General features: G+C 71.4%; 21 protein-coding genes. 20 read left to right on the forward strand and 1 reads right to left on the reverse strand.

Translation table 11 applies throughout. The features are described 5' to 3' along the window. The 12 genes from VF092_19075 to VF092_19130 form a co-directional block, all read left to right on the forward strand. Positions 1 to 635, forward strand: a 635-nt coding sequence (locus VF092_19075) for a hypothetical protein (protein ID HEX6749406.1), incomplete at its 5' end; no start/stop codon positions are given. Between the two features lie 35 nt (positions 636 to 670). After that, positions 671 to 2,449 carry an AMIN domain-containing protein gene (locus VF092_19080; GenBank protein ID HEX6749407.1) on the forward strand — a complete coding sequence of 593 codons (1,779 nt, stop codon included), beginning with the start codon at positions 671 to 673 and terminating at the stop codon, positions 2,447 to 2,449. Between the two features lie 38 nt (positions 2,450 to 2,487). Continuing rightward, complete coding sequence (locus VF092_19085; protein ID HEX6749408.1) at positions 2,488 to 5,052, forward strand: hypothetical protein; 2,565 nt, start codon at positions 2,488 to 2,490, stop codon at positions 5,050 to 5,052. 73 nt (positions 5,053 to 5,125) lie between these two features. Beyond that, entirely contained in the window at positions 5,126 to 6,334 is a 1,209-nt protein-coding gene (aroC, locus tag VF092_19090) for a chorismate synthase (protein HEX6749409.1), read from the forward strand. A 298-nt stretch (positions 6,335 to 6,632) separates the two neighbouring features. Further along, complete coding sequence (locus VF092_19095; protein ID HEX6749410.1) at positions 6,633 to 7,181, forward strand: shikimate kinase; 549 nt, start codon at positions 6,633 to 6,635, stop codon at positions 7,179 to 7,181. Between the two features lie 18 nt (positions 7,182 to 7,199). Beyond that, the gene (gene topA, locus VF092_19100; GenBank protein HEX6749411.1) at positions 7,200 to 9,944 is read left to right on the forward strand and encodes a type I DNA topoisomerase; all 2,745 of its coding nucleotides are present in this window, start codon (positions 7,200 to 7,202) and stop codon (positions 9,942 to 9,944) included. 531 nt (positions 9,945 to 10,475) lie between these two features. Continuing rightward, on the forward strand, positions 10,476 to 11,834 hold the full coding sequence (gene trmFO, locus VF092_19105; protein HEX6749412.1) for a methylenetetrahydrofolate--tRNA-(uracil(54)-C(5))-methyltransferase (FADH(2)-oxidizing) TrmFO: 1,359 nt from the start codon (positions 10,476 to 10,478) through the stop codon (positions 11,832 to 11,834). Next, a complete protein-coding gene (locus VF092_19110; protein HEX6749413.1) occupies positions 11,831 to 12,784 on the forward strand; it encodes a tyrosine recombinase XerC in 954 nt (317 codons plus the stop codon). Before trmFO ends, VF092_19110 begins: the two co-directional genes overlap by 4 nt. 276 nt (positions 12,785 to 13,060) lie before the next feature. Continuing rightward, entirely contained in the window at positions 13,061 to 13,255 is a 195-nt protein-coding gene (locus tag VF092_19115) for a hypothetical protein (protein ID HEX6749414.1), read from the forward strand. Between the two features lie 331 nt (positions 13,256 to 13,586). Further along, positions 13,587 to 14,129 carry an ATP-dependent protease subunit HslV gene (gene hslV, locus VF092_19120; protein HEX6749415.1) on the forward strand — a complete coding sequence of 181 codons (543 nt, stop codon included), beginning with the start codon at positions 13,587 to 13,589 and terminating at the stop codon, positions 14,127 to 14,129. A 45-nt stretch (positions 14,130 to 14,174) separates the two neighbouring features. Beyond that, positions 14,175 to 15,689: an ATP-dependent protease ATPase subunit HslU gene (hslU, locus tag VF092_19125; GenBank protein ID HEX6749416.1), complete on the forward strand. Its 1,515-nt coding sequence runs from the start codon at positions 14,175 to 14,177 to the stop codon at positions 15,687 to 15,689. 16 nt (positions 15,690 to 15,705) lie between these two features. Next, entirely contained in the window at positions 15,706 to 16,002 is a 297-nt protein-coding gene (locus VF092_19130; protein HEX6749417.1) for a hypothetical protein, read from the forward strand. Between the two features lie 79 nt (positions 16,003 to 16,081). Here VF092_19130 and VF092_19135 read toward each other — a convergent pair whose 3' ends face one another. Further along, positions 16,082 to 16,372 carry a hypothetical protein gene (locus VF092_19135; protein HEX6749418.1) on the reverse strand — a complete coding sequence of 97 codons (291 nt, stop codon included), beginning with the start codon at positions 16,370 to 16,372 and terminating at the stop codon, positions 16,082 to 16,084. A 141-nt stretch (positions 16,373 to 16,513) separates the two neighbouring features. Here VF092_19135 and VF092_19140 point away from each other — a divergent pair, with 141 nt between their 5' ends. The 8 genes from VF092_19140 (at position 16,514) to VF092_19175 (ending at position 24,123) form a co-directional block, all read left to right on the forward strand. After that, the gene (locus tag VF092_19140) at positions 16,514 to 16,900 is read left to right on the forward strand and encodes a GxxExxY protein (protein ID HEX6749419.1); all 387 of its coding nucleotides are present in this window, start codon (positions 16,514 to 16,516) and stop codon (positions 16,898 to 16,900) included. Positions 16,901 to 17,063: 163 nt separating this feature from the next. Continuing rightward, entirely contained in the window at positions 17,064 to 17,468 is a 405-nt protein-coding gene (locus VF092_19145) for a carboxymuconolactone decarboxylase family protein (protein ID HEX6749420.1), read from the forward strand. Next, positions 17,465 to 18,604 (forward strand): aminotransferase class V-fold PLP-dependent enzyme, encoded by a 1,140-nt coding sequence (locus tag VF092_19150; protein ID HEX6749421.1) that lies wholly within the window; start codon positions 17,465 to 17,467, stop codon positions 18,602 to 18,604. The genes VF092_19145 and VF092_19150 overlap by 4 nt, the downstream gene beginning before the upstream one ends. Positions 18,605 to 19,044: 440 nt before the next feature. Then, positions 19,045 to 19,578 (forward strand): hypothetical protein, encoded by a 534-nt coding sequence (locus tag VF092_19155; GenBank protein ID HEX6749422.1) that lies wholly within the window; start codon positions 19,045 to 19,047, stop codon positions 19,576 to 19,578. A gap of 8 nt (positions 19,579 to 19,586) precedes the next feature. Next, a complete protein-coding gene (locus VF092_19160) occupies positions 19,587 to 20,099 on the forward strand; it encodes a hypothetical protein (GenBank protein ID HEX6749423.1) in 513 nt (170 codons plus the stop codon). Positions 20,100 to 20,142: 43 nt separating this feature from the next. Beyond that, positions 20,143 to 20,973, forward strand: coding sequence for a hypothetical protein (locus VF092_19165; GenBank protein HEX6749424.1), 831 nt, complete (start codon positions 20,143 to 20,145; stop codon positions 20,971 to 20,973). Beyond that, positions 20,970 to 21,587, forward strand: a complete 618-nt coding sequence (locus VF092_19170; protein HEX6749425.1) for a hypothetical protein — start codon at positions 20,970 to 20,972, stop codon at positions 21,585 to 21,587. Before VF092_19165 ends, VF092_19170 begins: the two co-directional genes overlap by 4 nt. A 4-nt stretch (positions 21,588 to 21,591) precedes the next feature. Next, positions 21,592 to 24,123 (forward strand): hypothetical protein, encoded by a 2,532-nt coding sequence (locus tag VF092_19175; protein HEX6749426.1) that lies wholly within the window; start codon positions 21,592 to 21,594, stop codon positions 24,121 to 24,123. Positions 24,124 to 24,322: the final 199 nt, after the last annotated feature.

The raw sequence follows: 24,322 nt of genomic DNA on the forward strand, positions 1-24,322 counted from the left end.
TGGCGGCGCCGCTGGCCGCGCAGGCGCCGGCCGCCGCCGCCCCCGCGGCCGGCGGGCGGGTGGCCGCGGCGGCGCCCCCCACCACGCTCCCCGCCGGCGACGTGTACCGCCGCGAGGTGTTCCGCTACCTGCGCGGGGGGCGGCCCGACCCGTTCAGCCCGCTGCTCACCGCGGCCGAGCTGGGCTTCCGGGTGGAAGACCTGCGGCTCACCTCCATCATCTTCTCGCCCGACGCGCGCCGCTCGATCGCGGTGTTCGCCGAGGGCGACAGCGCGCGCCGCTACCGCCTGCACCAGGGGCAGCGTCTGGGAACGATGACCGTCACCCGCATCTGGCCGCAGCGCGTGGACGTGCGGGTGGACGAGTTCGGCGGGAGCCGGCTGCAGACCATCCTGCTGCAGCGCACGCAGCGGCAGCAGGCCGCCGCCGAGGTGGCGCAGCCGGCCGCGGCCACGCAGCAGATCCCCATCACCATCGCCCCGGCGCAGCCGCAGGCGCCCGCCGCCCCGCGCGTGCTGCGGCGCGGCGCGGCTCCGCCCGCGCAGACCACGCAGCCGGCGCAGGCCGCGCCGGCGCGGCCGCAGAGCTCCGTGAACCCGCGGAGCCCGTCGTACACCACGTCCACGCGCCCGTGACGCGCCGGACGAACCCGAACGCAAGGATCCGAACGATGCTGCGCAATCTCGCGATCGCGCTCCTGGTTCCCGCCCTGGCCGCCGCGGCGCCCGCGCCGTACGCGGGTTCGGGCGACGTGTCGGCGCTGCGGCTGGAGGCGCGCGACGGGCGCACCGAGCTCACGGTGCAGATCGCCGGGGGCGAGGTGCGCTGGACCGACTTCCCGCTGCAGGGCCCGCCCCGCGTGGTGGTGGACATCCAGGGCGCGCGCACCGCGCTGTCCTCGGGCCGCTACGACGGGATCGACCGCGGCGGGGTGAAGGGGGTGCGCACCAGCCAGCACGCGCCCGACGTGGTGCGCGTGGTGATCGACCTGGAGCGCGACCTCCGCTACGCCGTGACCCGCTCGTCCGACGGGCTCCGCATCACCCTCGAGTCGGGCGCGCAGGCGTTCCAGCCGTGGAGCTCGGGCTCCGCGCCGCGGACGCCCCAGTACGCGCAGTCGCCGAATCCCAACACCTCGCGCGTCAACACGACGGAGCGCAGCACGGCCGCCGCGCCGGTGCAGCAGCGCAGCCGCGCGCGGCCGATCACGGTGACCTTCGAGAACACCGACATGCGCGACGTGCTGGCCACCTTCGCCGAGCTCACCGGGCGCTCCATCGTCCCCGGCTCGGAGGTGGGCGGGATCCGCGTGGAGTACGTGACCTTCACCAACCAGCCGTGGGACCTGGCGCTGCGCTCGCTGCTGCAGGCCTACGGGCTGGCGGCGCAGGAAGACCCGCAGAGCGGGATCATCCGCGTGGACCAGATCACCAAGCTGGCCGAGCGCGAGACGCTGGAGCCGCTGGTGACGCGCACCTTCCGCATCAACTACGTGCCGGTGGAGGAGATGCAGTCGACGCTCGAGGCGCTGAAGAGCGACCGCGGCTCGGTGAGCATCAACAAGAGCACCAACACGCTGATCGCCACCGACGTGCCCAGCGTGATCGACGACTTCGAGCGGCTGGTGGGGCAGCTGGACGTGCGCACCCCGCAGGTGGCCATCCAGGCCAAGATCGTCTTCATCAACCGCACCGACGCCGAGGACCTGGGGATCGTCTACGACATCAAGGACTCGCGCGGGAACTCGCTGAACGAGGTGGTCTCCGTCCCCGACCCCAACAACCCGGACGTGCAGACCAACCAGAACATCGTCTCGCTCGGCGGCAGCTCGATCGCCGCGCTGGGGAACGCCAACAGCCGCGTGCAGGACCCCGCGCTGCAGGTGCTGACCTCGCTGGTGCTGGGCCGCTACACGCTGATCAACTTCATCGAGGCGCTGCAGCGCGCCGAGCTCTCCGACGTGCAGGCGGCGCCGGTGGTGACCACCAGCAGCAACCACGAGGCGCAGATCTGGGTCGGCGAGCGCACCCCCATCCGCGTGGTGGACCTGGGCTCGGCCAACGTGGGGGCCACGGCGGGGACGGCCCCGCGCGCCACCGCGCAGCTGGTGGAGACCGGCATCCGGCTGATCGTGACGCCGCAGGTGACCAACGACCGCCGCGTGCTGCTGCAGCTGCACGCCGAGCGCTCGAGCGCCACCCCCGCCGCCGGCGAGATCGGCGTGCAGTTCCTGCAGCAGCAGGGCGACACGCGGGTGATGGTGAAGGACGGCGAGACGGCGGTGATCGGCGGGCTGACGGTGACCGAGGTCACGCAGACACGCACCGGCATCCCCTTCCTGATGGACATTCCCTTCCTGGGCTCGCTGTTCCGCAACAGCCACAGCCAGGAGGTCAAGCGTGACCTGCTGATCATGGTCACGCCGCACATCGTCGAGGAGACCAATTGATCTCCCGGCACGGCAGTTCCCACCCACGGAGGTTCCTCTTGTCCCGTGCATTCCGGCGGCGCCCGGCCGCTCACGTTATGGCCGTCGTTGCCGCCGGGATGCTCCTGGCGGCCTGCGAGGGCTCCAACGCCTTCATTGATCCCGGCGGCAACAACAACGGGAACAACAACGGCGGCGGCACCACCGGGCAGACCGACGCCACGGCGCCGACCGTGGCCATCGTCAAGCCCGACAGCAACGCCAACGTGGCCGTCGGCGAGCAGCTGTACGTCGAGGCGCGCGTGACCGACAACGTGGCGCTCGACTCGGTGACCATCCGCGGCTTCGTGCAGAAGGGGAGCAAGGAGCTGGGCACCGACACCTCCATCGCGCGCTTCGTCACCAAGTCGGTGCGCCTCTCCGGCGCCACCGCGGTGAAGGACACGGTCATCAAGCGCTTCCTCGACCCGGTGGCCGACTCGTCGCAGGCGCTGGACGTGCGCGTGGTGGTCACGGCGTGGGACACCGCGGGGAACCAGAAGGCCGACACCACCGCCATCAACATCGGCGGCCCCCGTGTGCAGATCCTGGGTCCGCCCGCGGGGACGCAGCTCTTCGCGGGAACGACCGTGCCCGTGGTGCTGCTGGCGGTGGACTCGACGCAGCTGATCCGCACGGTGCGGGTGCGCGGGACGGGCGCCTTCGCCTTCGACACCTCGTTGACGGTGAACCCGGCGCTGCAGGCGGTGAACGACACCATCGTGGTGCCGATCCCGGCCACGGTGGGCGGGACGGCGGTGCAGGGGACGGAGACGCTGGTGGCCATCGCCACCTCGGCCGGCGGGAAGGAGGCCACCAGCGTGCCGGTGGCCATCACCATCCGCCCGGCCGCCACCGACAACACGCCCCCGCAGGTCACCTTCAACGCCGACGTCCCCGGCCGGGTGGAGGTGGACGACACGCTGCTGATCACCGCGCAGGCCACCGACCTGACGCGCGTGGACACGCTGGGGATCACCGTGTTCGCCATCCGCCCGCGCGCCGGGGGCGAGGACACGCTGGCCGCCTTCGTCCGCAAGGTGCGGGCGTCGAGCGACTCGATGAAGGTGTTCCTGACCGGCGTGCCGCTGACCGGGCTCGACACGGTGACGCTGCGCTTCGCGGTCACCGCGTGGGCCACCGACCCGGCGGGCAACTGCGGCGCGGCGGTCAGCCCCAACACGCCGCAGGCGCAGGCGTGCGTCACCCGCGCTGCGGGGGGACGGGTCGCGGGGGTGTCGGGGTGGAACTACCTGACCTTCGTGGCGCGCGGGCTGACGGTGCCGCCGCCCAACGAGGGCGACGTGCTGGCCGACCTGGTGGCCGACAGCAACCGGGTGTACATGTCGAACTTCACCCGCAACCGGCTGGAGACGCTGGCGCTGGGCTCGCTGGCGTACGGGCCGACGGTGCGCGTGGGCTCGCAGCCGTGGGGGCTGGCGCTGGGCCGCTTCCGCGACTCGCTGTACGTGGCCAACAGCGGCGGCACCAACATCTCGGTGGTCCCGCTGACGGGCGCGGTGCTGGCCGAGGCCGAGGACAGGCGCATCTTCACGCGCAACGAGCGGCTGTTCTCGGTGAAGTACGACGAGGACGACCAGCAGGCCGTCGACGAGGTCACGCTCTTCGACTACTCCGACCGCCCGCAGTTCATCGCGCAGGCGTCCAATGGGCTGCTGGTGTACTCGACCAAGCCCACGGCCTCGGCCAGCGACGGCACGGTGCGGATCTACAACGCGGCCAAGCTGCGCTCGGAGATCTTCATCGGCTACGTCGACCGCCACACCCCTGGGTTCGGCACGGTGGTGAACGCCGACTCGGCCTTCAAGGTGGCGGGGGACCAGATCATGGTGTGCCCGCGCCGCCGCTTCGGCGACACCTCGGACCCGGCCTGCATCATCGGCCACGCCACCGACGTGTCGGACTCGCTGTTCAAGCTGCGGCAGCTTCCGCCCAACGCCTCGGGCGGGAAGTACGACGCGCGGCTGGACATGGGCGCCGACATCCTCGAGGTGGGGCTGAAGGACACCACCTTCGTGGCCGCCAGCGGCGACCGCAACTACATCGCGGTGGGCGAGGGCGCCACGTCGAACGCCCGCATCCCCATGTTCAACGCGCCGGCCGGCGGCGACTCGCTGGTGCTGGTGGGCGACGTGCGCGACCTGATCAGCAACGCCGCCGAGCGGGTGATCGGGCTGGGAATCAACTACGACGGCTCGCTGGGCGTGGCCCGCGGGAGCCAGGCGTACTACTTCGGGCCCACGCTGCGCCTGCAGGGCGTGGTGGCGGCCGGCGCGCCCACGGGCGGCGTCGCGATGCACCCCGCGAACGCCGGCTACCCCGGCGGCAGCTTCCGCCTGTCGTTCGTGAGCGGGATCGACGAGAAGGCGCCGTACGTGGACGTGATCGACAACTTCAACTTCTTCCGCGTGAAGCGCGTGTACACGCGCGACCCGGTGATCGGCGCGATGGCGGTGGCGCCGCGCGCCGGCGGCGACGCGGGGGCGGTGGCGCTGCGCATCTACGCGCTGACCACGAAGGGGGTGCTGGCGCTCACCATCACCAACTCCGACCTGGTGCCCTGACGGGCACCGGGACGGCCCCGGGAACGGGCGGGGGTCTGGCGAAGGCCGGGCCCCCGCTGTTTCTTTGTGGGCGATGAGCCGCTTCCGCTTCACCACCGCCGGGGAAAGCCACGGCCCCGCCCTCACGACGATCGTCGAGGGCGTGCCGGCGGGCGTTCCCGTTTCCGCCGACGAGATCGACCGCGAGCTGCGCCGGCGCCAGGGCGGCTACGGGCGCGGCGGCCGGATGCGCATCGAGAGCGACCGCGCCGAGATCCTCTCCGGCGTGCGCCACGGGCAGACGCTGGGCTCGCCGGTCACGCTGCAGATCCGCAACCGCGACTGGGCCAACTGGACCGACGCCATGTCGCCCGCGCCGGTGGAGGCGGAGGGCGACGACGAGGCCATGCGCCGCGTCTTCCTCCCGCGCCCCGGGCACGCGGACCTGGTCGGCGCGCTGAAGTACGACCGCACCGACGCGCGCGACATCCTGGAGCGCGCCAGCGCGCGGGAGACGGCGGCGCGCGTCGCGGCGGGGGCGATCGCGAAGCGGCTGCTGGCGGAGATGGGGATCGGCGTGGGAAGCCACGTGGTCTCCATCGGCGGGATCGTCGCGGCGCGGCCGGAGGAGCTGCCGGAGGAGCTCAACGCCGCGTCGGACCCGTCTCCCGTGCGCTGCCTGGACGCGGAGGCCGAGGGGCGGATGATCGACGCCATCGACGCCGCCAAGCGCGCGGGCGACACGCTGGGCGGGGTGGTGGAGGTCGTCGCCCGCGGCGTCCCCGCGGGACTGGGCTCGCACGTCAGCTGGGACCGCAAGGTGGATGGGCGGCTGGCGGGCGCGCTGATGTCGATCCAGGCGATCAAGGGGGTGGAGATCGGCCTGGGGTTCGAGGCGGCGATGCGTCCCGGCTCGCGCGTGCACGACGCCATCCGGCTGGACGACGCGCTGGAGCGGGGCGGGGGATACGGCCGCGCGGGGAACAACGCGGGTGGGCTGGAGGGCGGGATCACCACGGGACAGCCCGTCGTGGTCCGCGCGGCGATGAAGCCCATCTCCACCCTGATGCAGCCGCTGGAGACGGTGGACCTGCGCACCGGCGAGCGCGCCGAGGCCGTGCGCGAGCGCTCGGACGTGTGCGCCGTCCCCGCCGCGGGCGTCGTGGCCGAGGCGATGGTGGCGATCGTGCTGGCCGACGCGCTGCTGGAGAAGGTGGGCGGCGACTCGCTGGCCGAGGTGCGCCGCAACCTGGACGGCTACCTGGAGCGGATCCGCGAGCGCGGGATGTTCGTGGGGGCATGAGCGTCACGGGTACGCATCCGTGCGTGTTGGCGGGGATTGGCGCCGCCGCGGGCTCCCCCCCACCCCCGGCCCCTCCCCCACGAGGGGGGAGGGATGGGGGAGGGGAGACCTCAGCACAGTGACGGAATTCGGCTCTTCGCGAACATGTACGCCCCGCGGTGAGTTCTCCCCCGCCCCTGCGAAGCGGGGGAGGGGGCCGGGGGGAGGGGGCCGCCCGCGGCCGCACAGAAGGTCGTGCTGCGAGCCGGTGATTTCCCCGCGTTGAGTTCATCTCGCCGACCCGACTTTCGTTTCCCGCATGCCCGCCGACCCGCCGCAGCTTTCCATCGAACGCGTCGTGCTGCTGGGGTTCATGGCGGCGGGGAAGACGGAGACCGGCGCCGCGCTGGCCCGGCGGCTCGGCTGGGCGCACCTGGACTTGGACCGCGAGATCGAGCGCCGCGCCGGACGAACCGTGGCCGCGATCTTCGCATCCGAGGGAGAGGCGCGCTTCCGGGAGATGGAGACGGAGGCCACGCGCGAGGCCGCGCTCCGCACTCGCGTGATCCTCTCCCCCGGCGGGGGGTGGATCGAGCGCGCGGAGAACCTGGCGGCGCTGGGGCCGGGGACGCTCTCCGTCTGGCTGCAGGTGTCGCCGGAAGAGGCGGTGCGCCGCGCGGCAGCGACGCCGGGGGAACGCCCCTTGCTCGCCGGTGCCGACCCGCTGGCGGCGGCCCGGCGGCTGCTGGCCCGGCGCGCTCCGCTCTACGAATGCGCCGGCCTGCGCGTCCGCACCGAGGGGCGCACGCCCGACGAGGTGGCGGCCGTCATCGAACGTGAAATGCGGGCCCGCGGCGGCCCGGCCTGATTCAACCCGTACTTCTTCATGGCGGACAAGACCAAGAGGACCCGGCTGGTGGTGGTCGAGAGCCCCACCAAGGCCAAGACCATCCGCAGCTTCCTGCCGTCCGGCTACCGCGTGGCCGCGTCGATGGGCCACGTGCGCGACCTCCCCGAGAGCGCCAGCGACATCCCGCCGACGCTGAAGGGGAAGGAGTGGGCGCGGCTGGGCGTGAACGTCGACAACGACTTCGAGCCGGTCTACGTGATCCCCGGCGGGAAGAAGAAGGTCGTCGCCGAGCTCAGGCAGCTGCTCAAGGACGCCGACGAGCTCGTGGTCGCCACCGACGAAGACCGCGAGGGCGAGAGCATCGGCTGGCACCTGGTGGAGGTGTTGAAGCCCAGGGTGCCGTGCTCGCGGATCGTCTTCCACGAGATCACCCCCGAGGCCATCCGCGAGGCGCTGGAGCATCCCCGCCGCATCGACGACGACCTGGTGCGCGCGCAGGAGACGCGGCGCATCCTCGACCGTCTCGTCGGCTACACCGTCAGCCCGCTGCTCTGGAAGAAGATCGCCACCGGGCTCTCCGCGGGCCGCGTGCAGTCGGTCGCCGTGCGCCTGCTCGTGGTGCGGGAGCGGGAGCGGCGCGCGTTCCACTCCGCCGTCTACTGGGACCTGAAGGCGGCGCTGGAGAAGGGCGAGGCCGGCTTCTCGGCGATGCTGCAGTCCGTCGGCGGCAAGCGCGTGGCGTCGGGGCGGGACTTCGACGAGAACACCGGACGGCTGAAGACCCGCGACGTGGTCCTCCTGGGCCGCGACGAGGCGAACGCGCTCTGCGACCGGCTGCGCGCCGCGCCGTGGAAGGTGGTGGAGACGGAGGAGAAGCCGTCCATCCGCCGTCCCTATCCCCCGTTCACCACCTCGACGCTGCAGCAGGAGGCCAACCGCAAGCTCCGCCTCTCGTCGCGCGACACCATGCGCGTGGCCCAGCGGCTGTACGAGGAAGGCTTCATCACCTACATGCGCACCGACTCGGTCCACCTCTCGGACCAGGCGATGAAGGCGGCGCGCACCCGCATCCGCGCCCTCTACGGCGAGGAGTACCTGAGCCCCACCCCGCGCCAGTTCACCACGACCTCGAAGGGGGCGCAGGAGGCGCACGAGGCCATCCGCCCCGCGGGGACGGAGATGCGGACCCCGGAGGAGACGGGGCTCAAGGGGATCGAGGCGGCGCTGTACGACCTGATCTGGAAGCGCACGGTGGCGTCGCAGATGGCGGATGCGCGGCAGACGCATCTCACCGCGCTAATCGAGGCGGCGGATGCGGTATTCCGCGCCAGCGGGAAGCGGATCGATTTCCCCGGCTTCTTCCGCGCGTACGTGGAGGGGACGGACGATCCCGACGCGGCGCTGGAGGACCGCGAGGAGCCGCTCCCGCGGCTGGCGCGCGGCGACGCCGTCTCCTTGCGCGCGCTGGAGGCGCTGAAGCACGAGACGCAGCCGCCCGCGCGCTACACCGAGGCCACGCTGGTGAAGACGCTGGAGGCGGAGGGGATCGGCCGCCCGAGCACGTACGCGTCGATCATCGGCACCATCATCGATCGCGGCTACGTGGAGCGCGCGTCGAACCAGCTGGTGCCCACCTTCACCGCTTTCGCGGTCACCGCGCTGCTCGAGCGCCACTTCCATCACCTGGTGGACACGCGCTTCACCGCGCGGATGGAGGAGCAGCTCGACGAGATCGCCGAGGGCGGGGCGGACTGGCTCCCCTATCTTCGCGACTTCTTCTTCGGCCCCGAGGGGCTGGGCGAGCTGGTGCAGAAGGGCGAGCAGGAGATCGACCCGCGCGAGGCGTCCACCGTCCATCTCGAAGGCCTCCCCGCCCGGGTCCGCATCGGCCGGTTCGGCCCGTTCGTGGAGCGCGAGGAGGGCGAGGGGACGGTGACCGCGTCGCTCCCGGAGGGGATCGCCCCGGCGGACCTGAGCGAGGAGCAGGTGGAGCGCCTGGTCCGCGCGAAGACGGAGGGGCCGGAGAACCTGGGACTCGACCCGGAGACGGGGAAGCCGGTGCTGCTGCTGGAGGGCCGCTTCGGCCCCTACGTCCAGCTCGGCGAGGCGACGGAGGAGGAGAAGAAGCCCAAGCGCGCCTCGCTGCCGAAGGGGATGAATCCCGCGGACGTGAAGCTGGAGCTGGCGCTGCGCTGGCTTTCGCTCCCGCGCACGCTCGGGAAGCATCCCGAGGACGGCGAGGAGGTGCGCGCGGGAATCGGGCGCTTCGGCCCGTTCGTGGTGCACGGCAACGAGTTCCGCTCGCTGGAGAAGACGGACGACGTCTACACCGTGGGCCTCGACCGCGCGCTGGAGCTGCTGTCGAAGCCCAAGGGCGGCCGCGGCCAGCGCAAGTCGCCCGAGCCGCTGCGCACGCTGGGCGCGCACCCGGCGGACGGCGAGCCGGTGACGCTGTGGGAGGGCCGCTACGGCCCCTACGTCAAGCACGGCGACGTGAACGCGTCTCTCCCCAAGGGTGTATCCCCCGACACGTTCACGCTGGAGCAGGCGGTGCCGCTCCTTGCCGAGCGCGCCGCCAGCGGCAAGCCCGCGCGCGGTAGACGGGGCGCCAAGCGCGGCGCGTCGACGACGCGCACCGCCGGGCGGGGGACGAAGACGGCGGCGGACACGAAGGCGCCGGCGGCGAAGAAGTCAGCGGCCGCCAAGCCGAAGTCGAAGACCGCTGCCAGCGCGAAGAAGGCGGCTGCGAAGAAGCCGGCAGTGCGGGGGAAGGCGAAGTAGAGCAACCCATGGAAAACCCGGCCGATCGGCAACGCTCGACTTCATCGCAAACTATTTCACACATGGATGAGGCGATGCGATCACTCGCTGCGCATGTGGCGGGGGACGAGTTTGACCTGGCTGACGTTCAGGATCTGCTGGACGAGCCGGAGTTGTCGGACCGCGGCATCGCGCCCTCTCCGGCTCGCTTAGGCTCGCCACCTCTCCCGTACCGGGAGAGGTAGCCGGACGGGTATCTGCGCGGGTACCGGGACTTTGCGCGGCCGCCGGCTGGCCCCCTCCCCCGGCCCCTCCCCCGCTGCGTAGGGGAGGGGAGAACTCAGCGCGGAGACGGGCATCCGTTGCGCTGACATTGGGCTTGCGAGCGAGGGGTGCAGGGCGCGCGAAGGCGTGGCTGTGCCCCTCTCCCGGTACGGGAGAGGGCGAGCGCTCTAAGGCGCGGGGAGAGGGCGGACGGATGCTGGCGAATCGCTCTGTCGCTTGGAGTGCGCTGAGTTCGAAGCTTTTGCGCTGTTGATCTGGAGGATGTAGATGGCGGAAGTAACGGTCGTCGGCGGCGGGCTGTCGGGGTCGGAGGCGGCGTACCAGCTCGCGGAGCGCGGGCACGACGTGACGCTGCACGAGATGCGGCCCGTGCGCGGCACCCCCGCGCACCAGACCGACCGTCTCGGCGAGATCGTCTGCTCCAACACCTTCAAGAGCGAAGACCCGCAGAACGCGCACGGGCTGCTCAAGCTGGAGATGGACGCGCTGGGCGCCGGCGGCTCGCTCCTCCTGGCCTGCGCGCGCGAGAGCCGCATCCCCGGCGGCACCGCGCTCACCGTCGACCGCATCGAGTTCGCGCAGCGGATGACGGCGGCCATCGAGGCGCATCCCCGCATCCGCGTCGCCCGCGGCGAGGTGGAGGAGCTCCCCACCGGCCCCGCGGTCGTCGCCACCGGGCCGCTGACCTCGGACGCGCTCTCGCTCTCCATCCGCCGCGCGCTGGGGAGCGACCACGGGCTCGCCTTCTTCGACGCGATCGCCCCCGTCGTCTCCGACGAGTCGCTCGACCACGACCGGCTCTTCGCCGCGAGCCGCTGGGGGAAGGGCGAGGGCGACGACTACCTCAACGCGCCGATGGACAAGGAGCAGTACGAGGCCTTCGTCGAGGCGCTCCGAACGGGCGAGGAGTACGCCGGCCACGACTGGGAGAACGTCCCCTACTTCGAGGGGTGCCTGCCGATCGAGGTGATGGCGCACCGCGGGGTCGACACGCTGCGCTTCGGGCCGATGAAGCCGGTCGGCCTCCCCGTCCCCCAGTGGGGCGGGCGGCAGGCATGGGCGGTGATCCAGCTGCGCCGCGAGGACCGCGCGGGGCAGATGTGGAACCTGGTGGGCTTCCAGACGCGGCTGAAGATCCCCGAGCAGAAGCGCATATTCCGCACGATCCCGGGGCTGGAGAACGCCGAGTTCCTGCGCTGGGGCTCCATCCACCGCAACACCTACCTCAACTTCCCCGCGGCGCTGTCTCCCCACGGATCGCTCCGCGATCGCCCCGAGCTGATCTTCGCGGGGCAGATCACGGGCGTGGAAGGGTACACCGAGTCCACCGCCGTCGGCATCCTGGCGGCCGCGAACCTGGACCGTGTCGTCCGCGGGCTCGATCCCGTCATCCCCCCGCCCACCACCATGCTGGGCGGGCTGATGCGCTACCTGCGCGAGAGCGACCCGTCGCACTTCGCCCCCATGAACTCCAACTTCGGCCTCCTCGACCCGCTGGAGCAGACGGGAAAGAAGATGAAGAAGGAGATCAAGCGCGAGCGGCTGGTAGAGCGCGCCCGCGCCGACTTTTCCGCATGGATGGACGCGCACGACCTGCGCGTCCCCGAGCCCGCCGCGCGCGGATGAGCGACGCGCTCGACGCCCTGGCGCAGTATCCCCACCACGACGAGGTGGACGACTTCCTGCGCTACGTGGCCCACGAGCGGCAGCTCTCGCCGCAGACGGTGCGCGCGTACACCGACGACCTGGGCGAGCTGGAGCGCTTCCTCGACCGCTACTACGGCGGCGAGGAATGGACCTGGGCGGGGGTCGACCGGCTGGCCATCCGCAGCTTCATGGGCGACTGCGCCACCCGGCGGGGACTCGCGAAGAGCAGCATCGCCCGCAAGCTCTCCGCGGTGCGCTCCTTCTACCGCTTCCTGCACGTCGAGGAGCGCGTCGACGCCAATCCCGCGAAGGCCGTCCGCACGCCGAAGCGCGAGCGCCACCTCCCCGGCTTCCTGACGCGCGAGCAGATGGACGCCATCTTCGCCGACGCCGAGGTGCGCGCGGGCGACGGCGGCTTCCACGGGATGCGCAACCTGGCCATCGTCGAGCTCTTCTACTCCACGGGGATGCGGCTCAGCGAGCTGCAGGGGCTGAACGTGGACGACCTGGACCTGGTCAGCGAGCGCGCGCGGGTGATGGGGAAGGGGCGCAAGGAGCGCATCGTGCCGATCGGGCGGATGGCGGTGCGCGCGCTGCGGCACTACTACGAGGGCCGCACGCTCGTCCTCGGCCAGTCCACGCGCGGCGACCGGCGCGCGGTGTTCCTCGGGCAGACGGGGAAGCGCCTGACCGTCCGCGCGATCCAGAACATCGTCAAGGCGTTCCTCAAGCAGGTGGGCGACGAGCACGGCCTGTCGACGCACTCGCTCCGCCACACCTTCGCCACCCACATGCTCGACGGCGGCGCGGACCTGATGGCGGTGAAGGAGCTGCTCGGCCACGCCAGCCTCTCCACCACGCAGATCTACACGCACACGTCGAAGGAGCGCCTGAAGCAGGTCTATCGCCAGGCGCACCCGCGGGCGTAGGCCGGCTCTGTCATCCGGTTGACGCCCGAACCGATCTCACGCCGACGTCATCTGAGGCCGGCCAGACCGTCATCGCGTCCGCGCCCGAGGTCGCGGGCCGAAGGATCTATCATCGCGGCAGCACGTGAATCGGTGGAACGCACCGATACTTCACCGGCACGGGGGCATCAGTTTCCATTCAGGACAATTGTTGACAGGCCAGCGAGGGGATGAGTAGGTTGGGGAACGTCTGTAGCTCGCCGGAGTGCCCACCCACGCCGAAAGTTGAGGACACGCATGAACAAGCTGAAGCTGGATCTCGACACGTTGTCGGTGCAGTCGTTCGAGCCTGGAGCGACCGCCGCGGCCCGTGGCACGGTGCGCGCCGGGGAGGCGCCCCCCTCTGCATGGGATCCGACCCCGTGTTCCATTTGCATGACCGTCTGCAAGCCGACGGTGGTCGGCCCCAATCTCACCGACGTCGTGTACTGACGTCGGCGCGGCGCCAAACAGCCTGCGGGGCGCGGGACGAACTCGTCCCGCGCCCCGCTTGCCGTCGGATTCGCCATTCCCGCGCTTGCGGTGTAGAAGGAATGACGCGAGCTTGCCCCGGCCCGAGCGCTGGGGTAAATCGTTTCGGGGACGCACCGTCGCCCGCCGCGGGCGGATCTGAAGTCCGCGAAGGCGGACTGCGTGTAGTTGTAGCCGCGAGTTCACTCGCATGGTTGCATCCTCCGATCCCCCGATCTGCGTCGCACGTAGTGGTGACACGGGGCGGGATGGGGACGGTTCGGAAGAGTTGATCGACAGATCCGGGAGATAGATGAGCATCCAGAAGTGGCACGCCACCACCATCCTGGCCGTCCGCCGCGACGGCAAGGTGGCGCTGGGCGGCGACGGGCAGGTGACCACCGGCGACATCGTGGCCAAGAGCAGCGCCGTGAAGGTGCGCAAGCTGCGCGACGGGCGGATCCTGGCCGGGTTCGCGGGGTCGGTGGCCGACGCCTTCACCCTGTTCGAGAAGTTCGAGGAGAAGCTGGAGCGCTTCCCCGGCAACCTCTCCAAGGCGGCCGTCGAGCTCGCGAAGGAGTGGCGGAGCGACCGCTACCTGCGCCGGCTCGAGGCGCTGCTGGCGGTGGCCGACCGCCAGCACACCTACATGATCTCCGGCACCGGCGACGTGATCGAGCCCGACGACGACATCGTGGCGATCGGCTCGGGGGGCGCGTACGCGCTGGCGGCGGCGCGCGCGCTCAAGGAGCACTCCACCCTCACCGCGCCCGAGATCGTGCGCCGCGGGCTGGAGATCGCCGGCGAGATCTGCATCTACACGAACACCAACATCACCGTGCTGGAGCTGGAGTGAGCGGCCCTCCGACGACGGGCACCGCTCGCCCGGGACAGGAATAGAATGGCGACGAACGAGACCGAGATCCCGCAGGCGGCGCCGGCGCAGGCCGACGGCGCGCAGCCCGCCGAGGGCGAGCTCCAGCCCTGGCTGGACGAGCTGACCCCGCGCGGCATCGTGGCCGAGCTGGACAAGTACATCGTGGGGCAGAAGGAGGCCAAGAAGGCCGTGGCCATCGCGCTGCGCAACCGCTGGCGCCGCCAGCGCGTGGACGACGAGCTGCGCGACGAGATCGTCCCCAACAACATCATCATGATCGGCCCCACCGGGGTGGGGAAGACGGAGATCGCGCGGCGCCTGGCCCGCCTGGCCGGCGCGCCGTTCGTGAAGGTGGAGGCCAGCAAGTTCACCGAGGTGGGCTACGTGGGCCGCGACGTGGAGTCGATGGTCCGCGACCTGGTGGACGCGGCGGTGAACATGGTGCGCACCGACCGCGAGGACGAGGTGCAGGAGGTGGCCGAGCAGCGCGTGGAGGAGCGGCTCCTCGACCTCCTCATCCCCCCCGTCGACGGCGACAAGCCCGCCCCGCCGCGGGAGCCCGCGCAGCCCGCCGGCGAGCAGCCGCGCGTCTTCGTGGCCGGCCCCACCGGCGCGGTGGAGCGCCGCGAGGACGCCGAGGTGCGCGAGCGGCGCGAGCGCACGCGCGAGAAGTTCCGCCAGCTGCTGCAGGACGGGAAGCTGGAGGACCGCGAGGTGGAGGTCGAGGTCACGCAGAGCATGCCCATCGAGAACATGATGATCCCGATGGGCGGGGGGATGGACGGTGGCATGGACGGCAACCTGATGGACATGCTGCAGGACATGCTGCCCAAGAAGACCAAGCGCCGCACCGTCACCGTCGCCGAGGCGCGCCGCATCCTGCTGCAGGACGAGCTCGACAAGCTCGTGAACATGGACGAGGTGGTGAACGAGGCGCTCGACCGCGTGGAGGAGATGGGGATCATCTTCCTCGACGAGATCGACAAGATCGCGGGCGACCACGGCGGCGCCGGCCCCGACGTCTCGCGCGAGGGCGTCCAGCGCGACCTCCTCCCCGTGGTCGAGGGCTCGACGGTGGGGACGAAGTACGGGATGGTGCGGACGGACCACATCCTGTTCATCGCGGCGGGCGCGTTCCACGTGGCCAAGCCGAGCGACCTGATCCCCGAGCTGCAGGGCCGCTTCCCGATCCGGGTGGAGCTGAAGTCGCTCACCGAGGCGGACTTCGTGCGCATCCTGACCGAGCCCAAGAACGCGCTGCTGACGCAGTATCGCGCGCTGGTGGCGGCCGAGGGGGCCACGCTGGAGTTCTCGGAAGACGGGGTGAACGAGATCGCCCGCATCGCCGCGCAGGTGAACGAGCGGATGGAGAACATCGGCGCGCGCCGGCTGCACACCGTGCTGACGACGCTGCTGGAGGACATCCTCTTCGACCTCCCCGAGCTGGAGGCGAAGGAGATCCGCATCGACGGCGAGACGGTGCGCAGCCGCCTGAAGGAGATCGTGGAGGACGAGGACCTGCGGAAGTACATCCTCTGATCGCCACACGCCGGCGATGACGGACATCTACGACGACGTCGCGTGGTGCCTCGACGGGGCGACCGAGGACAAGCCGCTCGCGCTGGACGGGCTGATCAGCTGCATCGACTACCGCCAGCACATGATCGCCACCCGCGACGAGATCGCCGCCGCGCTCCTGCGCCTGCGCGGCGAGGGCCGCGTGGCCGGGACGGCGGCGGGGGGATACTACCCGATCGAGCCGGGTCACGCGGAGGGCACCGCGTTCGCCGGGCCGACGCAGGCGGAGCACGAGACGGCGTACGCGGCGTACGACGAGCGAATGCGACGGTAAGCCCGCCGCCCCGAGTGAACACGGAAGCGGCGCATCCACGGTGGATGCGCCACTTCGCTTTCTACGTGCTACGCAGCGATCAGCGGTCGCGCAGCTCGTCGGGGGTGGTGCTCTCGACGCGCCGGCTGTGGGCCTCGAGCGCGTCGCGGTTGCGCTCGGCCTCGTGCACGTTCGACTGCGCGCGCGAGGCGTCTTCCGATGCCGGCGCGCCGCGGATCGGCTCGTCGGTGCTGGAGGGCGCGGTGGCCTCGGTGCGCTCGCTCTGCGCGGCCAGGGCGTCGCGGTTCTCCTCGGCGTTGCGCACGTGCTCGCGCGCCTGCGACGGGTCTTCGGACGCGCGCTGGTCGCCGTTCCCGGAGAATTGGTCCATGCTCTTCCTCCCGGTCGTTTCGTTCCCTCAGGGTGAGCCGCGGGGGAGGGGCAACTTCCATTCCGGCTCCCTTCCTGAATCCCCTGACCACCTGTACATTCCGTACGCAATCTGCCGTCACTCACATTTCGGGGAGGTACTATGGAAGAGATCAACGTCCTCACGGGAGTGATCGTCGATACGGCTTATCGAGTGCACAGCCGGCTTGGCCCCGGGCTGCTGGAGTCTGTTTACGAAGCGGTGCTGGGGCGTTCATTGGAACAGAAGGGGTTGTCGGTCGAGCGTCAGAAGGTAGTGGGATTCGAGTTCGACGGAATGCGATTCGACGAGGGGTTTCGAGTCGATCTGCTCGTCGATGGAAGGGTCATCGTCGAGTTGAAATCAGTCGAGAACCTAGCCCCCGTTCACAGCAAGCAGCTTCTCACCTATCTGCGGCTGCTCAATCTGCCAGTTGGGCTGTTGATCAACTTTGGCGCGCCTCGTCTAAACGAGGGGCTGCGTCGTATCGCCAACCACGCACCAAACTGATTGGTCTCACGCAGAGGCCGCAGAGGTCGCAGAGGGACTGCGAGGAAGTTCTCTGCGACCTCTGCGGCCTCTGCGTGAGGCCATTCTTTTTCCGTGCTTGACGTGGCAGGATGCCGCCCGCAGGTTGCGCGGCTCCTTCACCGAACGGAGACAAAGGCGAGCGATGGCGAACAGCCTGGAGGAGTTCCGCCGCTTCCGCGAGCGCATGAACACGCGCATCCTCGAAGCCGGCAACCTGGAGATCAAGCGCTTCTTCGCGCTCGACACGCGGTGCTACGAGCCCGGCGCCCTCGACGCGAAGACCAAGGAGCTGCTCGGCCTCGTCGCGTCGATGGTGCTGCGCTGCGACGACTGCATCACCTACCACATCGTCCGCTGCCGCGAGGAGGGCGTCTCCGACGACGAGTTCTTCGAGGCCTTCAACGTCGGGCTGGTCGTCGGCGGCTCCATCGTCATCCCGCACCTGCGCCGCGCGGTCGACACCCTCGACCAGCTCAACGCCCAGGTTGCCCGGGACGACGCGGCCTCCGCCGAGCTCACCGAGGGCGCGGACGAGGTCGGCGCATGAGCCCGATCCCCCATCCCGAGGTCGAGGCCTTCCGCCGCGAGTTCCCCATCCTCCAGACGCGCACCTACCTCAACTCCTGCTCGCTCGGCGCGCTGGGCACGCGCTCGATGGGGTACCTGGGCGAGTACCAGGCGCTCTGGAACACCCTTGGCGCCAGCGCCTGGTACGAGCTGTGGATGGGGCGCATCGACGACCTGCTCGACCGCGTGGCCTGGCTCTGGAACGCGCGCCGCCCCGAGGTCGCCCTCTCCCCCAGCGTCTCCGGCGCGCTGGCGGCCGTCTCCTCGGCCATCGACTACTCGAAGCGCAACCGCGTGGTCGTCGCCGAGCTCGACTTCCCCACGCTCGTCTACCAGTGGCTCGCGCGGCACGACGTGGAGGTGGTGCGCGTCCCCAGCGACGACGGGATCGGCGTCGATCCCGCACGCTTCGCGGAGCTGGTGGACGAGCGCACGGCGCTGGTCGCCACCAGCCACGTCTTCTACGGCACCGGCTTCGTGCAGGACCTCGGGCCCGTCGCGAAGGCGGCTAAGGACGCGGGCGCGCTCTTCCTGGTCGACGGCTACCAGGCGTGCGGCCAGATCCCCGTCGACCCCCGCGCCCTCGGGGCCGACGTCTACGTCGGCGGGCCGCTCAAGTGGCTCCTGGGCGGCCCCGGGCTGGCCTTCCTCTGGGTGCGCGAGGAGCTGATCGACTCGCTCCGCCCCACCGTCACCTCGTGGTTCGGCGCGGCCAACCAGTTCGAGTTCCGCACCGACGCGCTGGAGTACCGCGACGACGCCGGGCGCTTCTCCCTCGGCACCCCCGCCGTCCCCACCGTCTACACCGCGCTGGGGGGACTGGAGGTCTTCGCCGCCGCCGGGCTGGAGAAGTGCCTCGACCGCATCCGGGCGCTCACCGGACACCTCGTGGCGCGGCTGGATGCCGAGGGGTGGGAGATGAAGATCGCCCGCGACCCCGCCCGCCGCTCGGCGATCGTCATGGTGCGCCACGACGACGCGCCCGGTGCGGTGGGACGCCTCGCCGAGCGGGGGATCATCGTCGACTACCGCGGCTCCTACGTCCGCGTGTCCCCCCACTTCTACAACACCGCGGACGAGAACGACGCGTTCGTGGACGCGCTGCGGACCGTCTGATCCGGGCGCGGGCAGGCTGGGCGTTCAATTTCTCGACAACCCGCGATCCCGATAACTCCAGCGGAGCCGCCGAGTCCACCTCTCGGCGGCTCCGCTCTCTGCGTGCGACGCCCAGCCGTAGCAGTCTTGCAGAGTGCGGCAGGCATTGCAGGGGGTCTGGCGCCGGATGACTCGATGTGCCACTCGCCACGGGGCAAAAGGCGCGTTTTCGGCGAAATTGTTCCCTTACGGGAACATCGTGCGTTCCTGAATGGGAACAATCGATTGATGAACGGTGTGCCGGTCCGCGGATAAATTCTTGCCACCGTTCAACATCCAGTCACGGCTCACCCGGCACGCCCGTTGCCCCCCAGCGCCGCCGACTGCCCGTGCTGATCCCACTCTGCAACGTCGCAGCGTAATCCATCCCCGTTCCATCCACATCCCGAGGAGCAACACCCATGAAGAAGCTCGCCCTGGGCCTGGCCGCCGTGGCCTGCGCCGTGGTGCCCGCGATGGCCAATGCGCAGACCGCCAGCGCCACCGTGAACGCCAGCGCCACCGTGCAGGCCAGCCTGACCGCGGCCACCACGCACCAGCTCAAGTTCGGCACGCTGGCCATGGGCGCCAGCTCGACGCTCGCCTCCAGCGGCGCCAGCCAGGCCTCGCTCTCCGGCCTGACCACCGCCGGTCTGGGCCAGATCCAGGTGGGTCACAACTCGAACGTGAACGTGACCGCCACCGTGCCGGCCACCCTGCTGAACTCGGTGAGCGGCCAGACGCTGGGCTTCTCGGCCACCTGCGCCACGGCCAGCAGCAGCGGCGGCACGGGCACGGCGGTGGGGAGCTGCGCCACCTTCTCGTTCAGCGCGGCCGCCCCGGGCACCGTGCAGAGCACCTACGTGCTGGTCGGCGGCACCGTCACCGGCAACGCGGCGGCGGGCGTGGGCACCTTCACGGGTGACATCGACTTCACCTTCACCGCGACCAACTGATCGCGGCCATGGCGAGGCGGTCCGCAATCTTCCCGCTTCGCCGCGGGCCGGGGGCGTGGCTCTGCGCCGCGCTCCTGGCCCTCTTCGCCGGACCGTGCCAGGCCCGCGGGCAGGGCACGGTCTCGGTGCTTCCGGTGCAGGGGCTGCGCTTCGGCACCCTGTCGATCGGGATCCCCACCGTGGTCAGCCCGCTGGACGGCAGCCGCCGCGCCTCGGTGGAGCTGCTGGGCTCGGGGCACGTCACCATCACCTTCGAGCTCCCCAGCGGCCTGAGCGCGGCGAAAGGCGGCCCGCTTCTTCCGCTGCGCTTCAACGGCACGGACGGGCGCGTTACCTTCCCCAAGTCGGGGCGGATGCTGGTGTTCGATCCCGCCGCGCCGGTGTCGTTCAACCTCCCCCCGGGGCAGGGCGCGGCGACGGTGTGGCTGGGAGGATCGGCCGAGCCGGGGCCGCGGCAGCCGCCGGGCGCGTACTCGGCCAGCATCACCGTGAACGTGGTGGTCGCCAACCCGGCGACCTGACAGGACTCTGGAGAGCAGGACTTCAATGGCGGGACGCGGTCGAATGCACAGGTTCCCGATCGGGCGCACGCTCGTCGCCGCGCTGGCGCTGCTGGCGGGGGTGGCGGCGCGCGCGCACGCGGTGTCGGTCAGCCCCACCGCGCTGTACATCGACTCGCGCACGCGCACGGGCGTGCTGACGCTCTTCAACCCCGGCGCGCTCCCCGAGGAGATCACCATCGACTTCGCCTACGGCTTCCCGCAGGCGGACTCGGCGGGGAACGTCTCCGTCCCCACCACCAGGGAGCCGGGACCGGGAGAGCCGTCGGCGATGGCGTGGATGCGCGCCTTCCCGCGCCGCCTCCTCCTGCAGCCGGGCCAGCGGCAGATCGTCCGCGTCCTCGTCGAGCCTCCGGCCGATCTCGCCGACGGCGAGTACTGGGCGCGCATCCTGATCTCCTCGCGCGGCGGGCAGCCGCCGATCGAGCAGACGCAGGGCGACGTGCGGCTGCAGCTGAACGTGCAGACCACGCTGGTGATGGCCGCCAACTACCGGAAGGGCGACCTGCGCACCGGCGTCACCCTGAACTCGTCGTCGGCGCACCGCACGGCGGACGGGGTGCAGCTGCAGGTGGACCTGTCGCGCACCGGGAACGCCGCCTATCTGGGCCGGATGCGCGCCGAGCTGCTGGACGCGGGCGGCAACGTCGCCGCGACGCTGTACGACGACCTGGCCGTCTACCGCACCATGCGCCGGCGGCTGACCTTCCCGGTGCCCGCGGGCGCGAACGGGCCGTTCACCGTGCGCATCCACATCGACACCGAGCGCGAGGACCTGCCGCCCGGCGGCGCCCTTCCCGCCTCGCCCATCGACCAGCGCATCCCCGTCACATGACGCTCCGCGGCGCGCTCACGGCCATTCTTCTCCCGACGCTGCTGCTGATGGCGCCGGGCGTGGCCGCGCGCGCCGTCGCGCAGGCTCCGCCGCAGTGGAAATCGACGGTCACCGCCAGCGTGCTGGTGGCGCCGCCGCCGATCCTGCTCACCACCACGCGCGACCTGTACTTCGGCAACGTCGACCCGGGGCAGGTGATCTCCGTCCCCGCGCGCCCGGCGTATCCCACCGGGACGTGGGCGGCGGGCGCCCGCTTCGGGAATCTCGCGAAGACCGTGCGCTATGGCGTGCGCTTCACCCTGCCGACGCAGCTGTCCAACGGCACGGCCACGATGCCGGTGAGCTGGAACGGCACGCAGTACGGCTGGCTCTGCGTGTGGAACCAGACCACGGGGACGGCGGGGGTGTGCGCGGTGCAGGACGCGTCGTTCAACCCGTCGTCGCACACCACGGTGGCCGGCGCGCTGGTGATCGACCTGCCCAACAACACGCCGCAGAACCACGTCTTCGCGGCCGACATCTACGTCGGCGGCCAGCTCAGCGTGCCCGCCGGCTCGCTGAAGCCCGGCACCTACTCGGCCCCGCTCACCATCACGGTGTCGGTCATCGGCTGATCCCATGCGCCGCTCCGGGCGCGCGGGCGCCGCATTCCTCCCGCTGTTCCTCTCCCTCATCGCCCTGACCCCCCGCGCGGCCGCCGCGCAGGAGGAAGGGCTGTTCGAGCTGCGCCTGACCGCGCTCCCCGAGAGCCGCACCGTCTCCGTCCTCCTCGATCCGCGCGGCCAGCCGCTCGTCCCCCTCCGCGCGACGCTCGACTATCTCCAGATCCCGATCGTGGACCGCGGCGACACGGTGGCGCTGGAGTGGCCGCCGGGCGTGTGGAGCACGCGCATCGACCTCTCCACCCGCGTGGTGACGTCCGGCCGCACGGCGTTCACCGTGGAGCCCGCCGAGTGGCTGCGGCGCGAGCGCGAGGTCTACCTCTCCCCCGCGGCGCTGGGGCGGGTGCTGGGCGCGGAGGTGCAGGTGGACTGGGAGAACGTCAGCATCCTCTTCTCCGGCCGGAACGACTTCCCCGCCGTGCGCCGCGCGCAGGAGGCCGCCAGACGACAGGGGGATCTCCGCGCGGGCGGCGGCGCGCTGCGGCCCGCGCCGGAGCCGGACGTGGCCTATCCGTCGCGCAGCGGGGGATGGACGGCGGGGTGGGGGATCTCGGGGGATTGGACCGAGGGCGATTTCCGCGGGCGGGGGCGCGGGGCGGTGGGTGCGGCGCTGCTGGGGGGATCGATCGAGACCGGGGGGACGGCGGCGTTCGACAGCGCGGGGGTGCGCTTCGTGGACCCGTACGGCACCTACGACCGCGCTTTCCCGCGCTCGCGCTGGGTCCGCCGCATCCAGCTGGGCGACGTGCTGAGCGACGGCCTGCTGACGCGACCGTTCTTCGGCGTGGCGGTGACGAACGAGCCGGTGTACGCGCCGCGCTTCTTCGGCGAGGCGCTGATCCGCCCCGTGGTCCCCGCCGGGTGGGAGTACGAGGTGTACCAGGGCGAGTACCTGGTCGGCGTGTCGACGCGCGGCGCCAACGAGCCCATCCCCACGCCCATCGGCTACGGAACCACGCCGGTGCGCGTGCGGCTGCTGGGTCCGGCGGGGCAGGAGCGGACGGAGGAGCTGACCTTCCTCGTCCCCGCCGTGCAGGTGCCGCCGGGGGAGTGGAGATACTTTGCCGGCGCGGGGGCCTGCCGCACGGACGACTGCACGGGCTACGGATACGCGGACCTGCGCCGCGGCCTGTCGCGAACGCTGACGCTGGGCGCGGGGGTGGACCACACCGCGCGGCGCGACAGCGCGGCGGAGACGCACCCGTACGGCATCCTGGCCTGGAACCCGTTCCCCGAGCTGCGCGCCGAGGTGCGGGCGCGCGCCGGCTCGTTCGTACACGCCGAGCTGCAGCGCTACAGCCGCTACGGGGGATGGCGCGTGGCGGGGGGATGGAAGCGCCAGGAAGGCTTCAGCACGCTGGCCGCGCCGCAGTGGTTCACCGAGGCCGGGGGCGCGTTCAAGGTCGGCCTCCCCGGGCGGGGACAGCTCCTGGGCCTCGCGCTCCGGACGCGCGGCGAGAGCCCCGGCTCGGTGGACGCGTGGCAGGCGTCCGCGACGAGCGGCTTCCGGCGGCTGCAGCTGACCGCCGGCTACGAGAGCGGCTTCCAGGCGACGGACGTGGCCACGCTGCAGGCGCATCTCTTCGTCCCCCGCCACATCCTCCCCGCGCTGCGCGACCTGAACCTGACCTCGCGCGTGGACTGGTCGTCCGCCGGCGTGCAGACGGCGTCGCTGGGGGCCATGTTCCGCCCGCGCGAGCGCGCCAGCCTCACCGTGTCGGCGGGGTGGAGCGGGCAGACGCGGCAGCCGGAGATCGCGATCGCGCTGATCACGCGCACCTCCAGCGCGTACGTGCAGACCAACGCGTACAGCCAGGGCGCGCGGCACGGGGCGTTCTTCAGCGCGGGCGGCGGGGTGGCGCTGGGCGCGGGCGGCGTGGAGGCCAGTCCGTTCGAGACCATGGGGCGGGGCGGGGTGAGCGGTCGGGTGTTCTACGACGAGAACGGCAACGGGGTGATGGACCCCGGCGAGCAGCCCGCGGCCGACGTCCCCGTCGCGGTCGGCGGCGAGCGGGCGACGAGCGACGCGAGCGGCCGCTACCGCGCGTGGGGAATCCTGCCGTACGCGGTGCTCCCGCTGGGCGTCGACACGCTGAACCTGACGGTGACGGACGTGGCGCCGCGCACCCCCGAGTACCTGCTGCGCCCCACGCCCAACGCGTACAGCGAGATCGACCTGCCGCTGGTCCGCACGCGCGAGGCCACGGGGCACGTACGCTGGCGGGCGACGCGGCAGGGCGCGCTGGGCGGCATCACCGTGGAGATCCGCCGCGACGGCGACGCCCAGCCGCGCCGCGCCGTGACCTTCAGCGACGGCGAGTTCTACGTTACGCGTCTCCCTGCCGGCGAGTACACGCTCACCGTCGCCGCCAGCTCGCTCGCCGCGCTGGGTGCGGCGACGGACCCTGCTTCGGTGCGCTTCACCGTCCCGGCGACCGCGGGCGCGGCATCCGTCGAAATCCCCACCATCTTCCTGCAACGCCGCTGAACTGATTGGTCTCACGCAGAGGGCGCAGAGGACGCAGAGGAAAAGCCGCTGGTGTGCTGAGTCCCTCTGCGACCTCTGCGCCCTCTGCGTGAGATAAATAGACAGCCTGCGGTGACGCGATTCTGTACGCTACGCCGTAAGTGGTTCAGGAAGATGGGTTTACGAGATTTGATCGGAGTCCGCCGTTTATCATCTCCAC

The organism is Longimicrobium sp. (assembly GCA_036377595.1).
GTDB lineage: Bacteria > Gemmatimonadota > Gemmatimonadetes > Longimicrobiales > Longimicrobiaceae > Longimicrobium.